The organism is uncultured Methanobrevibacter sp., from assembly GCF_902771435.1.
Classification (GTDB): domain Archaea; phylum Methanobacteriota; class Methanobacteria; order Methanobacteriales; family Methanobacteriaceae; genus Methanocatella.
In genome coordinates, this window is the sequence record NZ_CACXXB010000069.1 from 1 (window position 1) to 5085 (window position 5085).

Annotated in this window: 4 protein-coding genes and 1 pseudogene; 4 read left to right on the forward strand and 1 reads right to left on the reverse strand. The window is 37.0% G+C overall.

The window, feature by feature from the left end:
* Nucleotides 1-56: 56 nt before the first annotated feature.
* A complete protein-coding gene (gene hmdC / locus QZU83_RS10230) occupies nt 57-1553 on the reverse strand; it encodes a 5,10-methenyltetrahydromethanopterin hydrogenase cofactor biosynthesis protein HmdC (protein WP_295611892.1) in 1497 nt (498 codons plus the stop codon).
* Nucleotides 1554-1989: 436 nt separating this feature from the next.
* On the opposite strand from hmdC, the gene hmd reads away from it, so the two are divergent.
* The 4 genes and pseudogenes from hmd to QZU83_RS10250 form a co-directional block, all read left to right on the forward strand.
* Nucleotides 1990-3003, forward strand: coding sequence for a 5,10-methenyltetrahydromethanopterin hydrogenase (hmd, locus tag QZU83_RS10235; protein ID WP_292607778.1), 1014 nt, complete (start codon nt 1990-1992; stop codon nt 3001-3003).
* A 131-nt stretch (nt 3004-3134) separates the two neighbouring features.
* Nucleotides 3135-4133, forward strand: a complete 999-nt coding sequence (gene hmdB / locus QZU83_RS10240) for a 5,10-methenyltetrahydromethanopterin hydrogenase cofactor biosynthesis protein HmdB (protein WP_295611893.1) — start codon at nt 3135-3137, stop codon at nt 4131-4133.
* Between the two features lie 24 nt (nt 4134-4157).
* Nucleotides 4158-4615: pseudogene (locus tag QZU83_RS10245) on the forward strand (FeGP cofactor biosynthesis guanylyltransferase HcgB family protein).
* Between the two features lie 3 nt (nt 4616-4618).
* The coding region (locus tag QZU83_RS10250) for an SAM-dependent methyltransferase HcgC family protein (protein WP_295611894.1) at nt 4619-5085 on the forward strand (467 nt) is incomplete at its 3' end.

Consider the following 5085-nt stretch of genomic DNA (forward strand, 5'->3'; position numbering starts at 1 on the left):
AATAAAAAATAATTATTACAAAAAATAATGAAAATAGAAGAAAATGCCAAAATGAGCTAAACAATAGTTAAAGCGTTTGGCACTTTTTTGAGAACGTTTTCCTTAACTGGAATCATTGTTGATGAAGCAATTGAAAAGTCTGCATCTTTAGCCGCAACCCTATCGTCTTTTTCGGAAATGACAGTTGCATTCAATGCGTCCTGCAGATTATCAACGGTGTTTTTCAATACCCATTCGTCAACATCGGAAATTATAATTTCATCAACATGCCTATCAAGTTCATTGGCAATCACCCAGGATATGAATCTTCCGCCGTGAAGCGCAATAGTATTTCCTTCAGCCAGATTAACAATATCTTCCAGAGTATGCTTTAGTTCAATATTCTGATACATCCTTGAATTGACCAATGTTGCCCAATGCGCATCGCCAACATGATATGAACCTATTTTTCTTGGATATACATAATCCGGACCTGCGATTTTAACTGCAGTAGCTAATGACAGCAAATCATGCTTTTGAACCGGAAGCCCCCTGTTTGGAAATTCCTCATTGATTATTTGGATAATCCTTGGAAGTCCGAATTTTCCTCTTCTGGCAGTTCCGGGCTCATAGCCGCACATGTATCCGTGATGATTTTTTGGAAAACCTGTAATAACCATGTTCAAGCCTGAACGCAACCCCGCACGAACCTCATGTTCATAAGCTCCATTGGTGGCCACTACTTTTCCAGGAGACAATATCCTTGCAGCCGCAATTGTTTTTGCAAAGCTTTCTGTAGTGTTTTCACACCTGTTGAACGGACCTCCTTCAACCACAATGACATCTGCACCGATTTCAATGGATTTTTCAAATCCTGTTATGACCTCATCATAACCGTCACCAACAAACATTATGGATTCCAAACCTCTGCCATATTTTTTGGCCAGCTGTGCAATGTCTTCAGCTTCCCTTAAAGGGGCTGCATGACCGTCTCCAGTCTGTTCAGAAGTAACGTTTACTGCAACGGATGATGATAACTTAATCCATTCCTCCTTATCATCTTTCTGTTCCATTTCCTTATCAATCAAACGTTCGTGAATCCTTTCTCTAGGACATTCGGTGAATGCGGGACCCTTATTATAACATTCACCGCCACAGCCACTGATATTTTTCGGAAGCCTCATTGCACCATTTTCTCCAAAGTGATCCAAATCAAGAGGAACGTCAACTATTTCATGGACCTTTTGCATCACTTCAAGACCGGTCATTCCGAATTTTTCTCCGATATCAGAAAATGCATATGCACAGATATGAATTGGAGCACCTATCATATCTGATAAGCGACAGTTGCCAAGCAAATCCATTATCTCCAAATCGGATGCACATGTTCCTGCAACAACTTCAGTCAGGTCACAGCCTAATGGAAATCTTTTAAACTGCATCCCCAATTTCATTGCCTCATCCAGGGAAAGTTCTGAAATTGCATCAACAACTGATGTCACATCCTTGTCCATTTTTGAAATTTGAATTGCGGCTTCATCATCAAAAACCGCTTTTCTTATTAAGTCATACATGAAATTTTACTCCAAAATTGCTTTATCTAATAATATTTTCAGTGAAATCCTTAATAAATATCTTTCGATTTAGGCATACCTAAAATAGATTTAAAATTCTTCATATAATAAAATAAAAAGTATTACAAAAGCATATAATAATAAAGAAATAGTAATACCAGTATTACTAGAAATAAATATATACTAAAAAAATAATACTAAAAAAAGAGTAATAACAAGTTTTAAATAGTACTATTATTTAAATATAACTTATTACTGCATGGAATAAAACTACCATAATTTGTATTACTTAATGAGTCTCGCTCATTGAATCCATGCAGTAAAACTTTTAGAATAGTTCAAGCTATTATAAAAGTTCAATAAATAAGGAGACAAAAAAATGATTCTTTCTAAATTAAAAGAAAGATTCGAAAACGATAAAAAAGGAGACAAAAAAATGAAAGTAGCAATTTTAGGTGCAGGATGTTACAGAACACACGCTGCAAGTGGAATTACCAACTTCTCAAGAGCTTGTGAAGTTGCAGAAGCAACCGGAAAAGAAAACATTTCAATGACTCACTCAACCATCGAAATGGGTGCAGAATTATTAGAATTAGCAGGTGTAGACGAAGTAGTCGTATCCGACCCTGTATTTGATGGAGATTTCGTTGTAGTAGATGATTTTGATTACGCAGAAGTAATTGCAGCACACAAAGCAGGAAACCCAGAAGATGTAATGCCTGCAATCAGAGCAAAAGTTAACGAATTAGCAGAAACTGTACCAAAACCAGCAAAAGGAGCTATTCACTTTACTCACCCAGAAGATTTAGGAATGAAATGTATTAACGATGACTCTGAAGCTGTAGCTGACGCTGACTGGGTAATGACCTGGTTACCAGAAGGCGGTATGCAACCTGACATCATCAAAAACTTCGCAGATGACATCAAAGAAGGTGCAATTGTAACTCACGCATGTACCATCCCAACCACCGGATTAAACAAAATCTTCGAAGACTTAGGAACCAACGTAAACGTAGCTTCCTACCACCCAGGTGCTGTACCTGAAATGAAAGGACAAGTATACATTGCTGAAGGTTTCGCTGACCAAGCTTCCATTGACACCTTAATGGAATTAGGTCAAAAAGCAAGAGGATCTGCATTCACATTACCAGCAAACATGGTTGGTCCTGTATGTGACATGTGTTCCGCAGTAACTGCTATTACCTACGCAGGTATTTTAGCTTACAGAGACACTGTTACTCAAATTTTAGGTGCTCCTGCCGGATTTGCACAAATGATGGCTAACGAAGCTTTAACCCAAGTAACCGCATTAATGCAAGATGAAGGTATCGACAAAATGGACGATGCTTTAAACCCAGCTGCATTATTAGGTACTGCTGACTCAATGAACTTCGGTTCCTTAGCAGAAATCGTACCTACCGTACTCGATTACTTAGGTAAAGACAAATAAATGCAAATAAGTTATAATTGTTGATTCTTATCAACAATTCTTTAACTTATTTTTTAATTGCTGTGAAAAATAGCCATTAAAAAATAAGTTAATGATTATTAAAGATAAAAAAATTAAAATTGGGTGTTAAATTGATTGATGAAATCTTAAATAAAGCAAAACAAGGACAAGAATTAAGCGATGAGGAATTTTTAGAATTGTTGGACATCGAGAACGATGAGGATTTGGAAAAGTTGTTCAAGATAGCTTGCGATATAAGAGACAATCAATCAAAAGTAATCAAATTAACATCCACCGTCCATCTTACCAACAAATGCCAAATCCAACCTAGATGTGAGTATTGTGGATTTGCAGAAGAGACTTCCGAAAAAGGATACTATAACGCATTTTATAAATCCAATGATGAAATACTGAAAGCTGTAAAATCCATTCAACAGGCACACATTCCCCGCGTAAGCTGTTCTGGAGGATACGGATACAAAGGAAAGCAAGCAGTTAATGCATGCAGAATAGTAAAAGGACAATCAGATTTGGAGATTCTTGTAAATGTCGGTGGGGATTTGACTGAAAAGTCCGTACAGGAATTGGCTGAACTTGGTGCAGATACAATCTGCTGCAACCTGGAAACCATTAATGAGGACGTATTCTATCAAAGAAAACCTGGAGACTCACTGGATCAAAGAATATTAACCTGCAAAAGAGTAAGCGAAGCGGGTGTGGGATTGTCTTCAGGACTGCTTTTAGGTCTTGGTGAAACTAAGGAAGACAGAATAAAACACCTGCGTTACTTATCCAACTTCAAAACCTTGGAAGAAATTCCAATAATGGGATTCAATCCATATGAAGGCACACCAATGGAAAATCATCCTGCATTCCCATTGAAAGAGCAGCTGAAAATGGTTGCAATCACCAGAATAATGTATCCTGAAATCACAATTACAATGCCGACACCGACCGTCGGTCCTAAAAATGTGGAATTTTCACTCAAGGCAGGTGCAAATAACCTGGCAACCGTAATAGCCGACAATTACCCTCACGAAGTTAAAGGGGTAGGCTCTCCGGAATATGGAAATTATAATGAAGTCGTCAATGTCATTGAAAAACTGGATTTAATACCTCAAACTATTTAATCACTTTTTTTAAAATATGATAATATGGCATTTGAAAAGATGATAAGAAATGCATTTGAAGAGTCAAGAGATGACCGCAGGTTTGGAGATACTCTTGATGAAATCAAAGAAATTCAGGATTACATGAAAAATGCTGAAAAGATATGCATTCCTAATAAAAACGGAATAAAGGTTGAAGTTTTAAACCTCAAGCTGAAATGCTTCAGATTGACACAAATACCGCTGACACCAGCAGAATTCCTGCCCTGGCAAAGGCATATATGGCACTAGACCAAAGTGATGCCGATTTGATAATAGCCAGAGGCCGCCTGGGAATTCCGGGTTCCGGATCACTGCTTATTTTTATAGACAACAAGGGAAGAATACTAACTGCCGGAACCTCCCCATCACACGTGATTCATAAAAAAACAATAGAAGAAGCAGTTTATGAAGAGGCATCTGAAGCTCTTGAAAAAATCGGTTTTAAAAAAATTGAAGGTTAAAACATGGATATCGATACTGGAATTACATCTGAAGTACTTACAATCAAATCTGAAACCAAATTAATTGATATCTTTAATGAAATCATTTCAAAAAAGTCTGAAGCTGTTTTCAGCTATATTGAAAGTTTGAATCTTTGCGCAGATACAAAAATAATTGTTATTGGGACATATTTTACAGGCGTAGGAATTGTTAAAAAATTAAGCGAAAAATATGAAAACATATTATTGATTGATATCTATCCTCATTTGGAAGGCTTGCTTTATACAGATGTGGGAGGAAAGCTCAAAAATAGCGTTGATTTTTCTTCAAATCTTGATTTGATCTATTCCGGAGATGTCGTGATTGACACAACAGGTTTTGGCGGCATCACTGTTGAGCAGTCATCAAAATTTGATGTCGATGCATTCATAATAGAAGATCCAGTAGCTGAAGACAATGATCCACTCTTGAAAGATAAGAACAACATCGA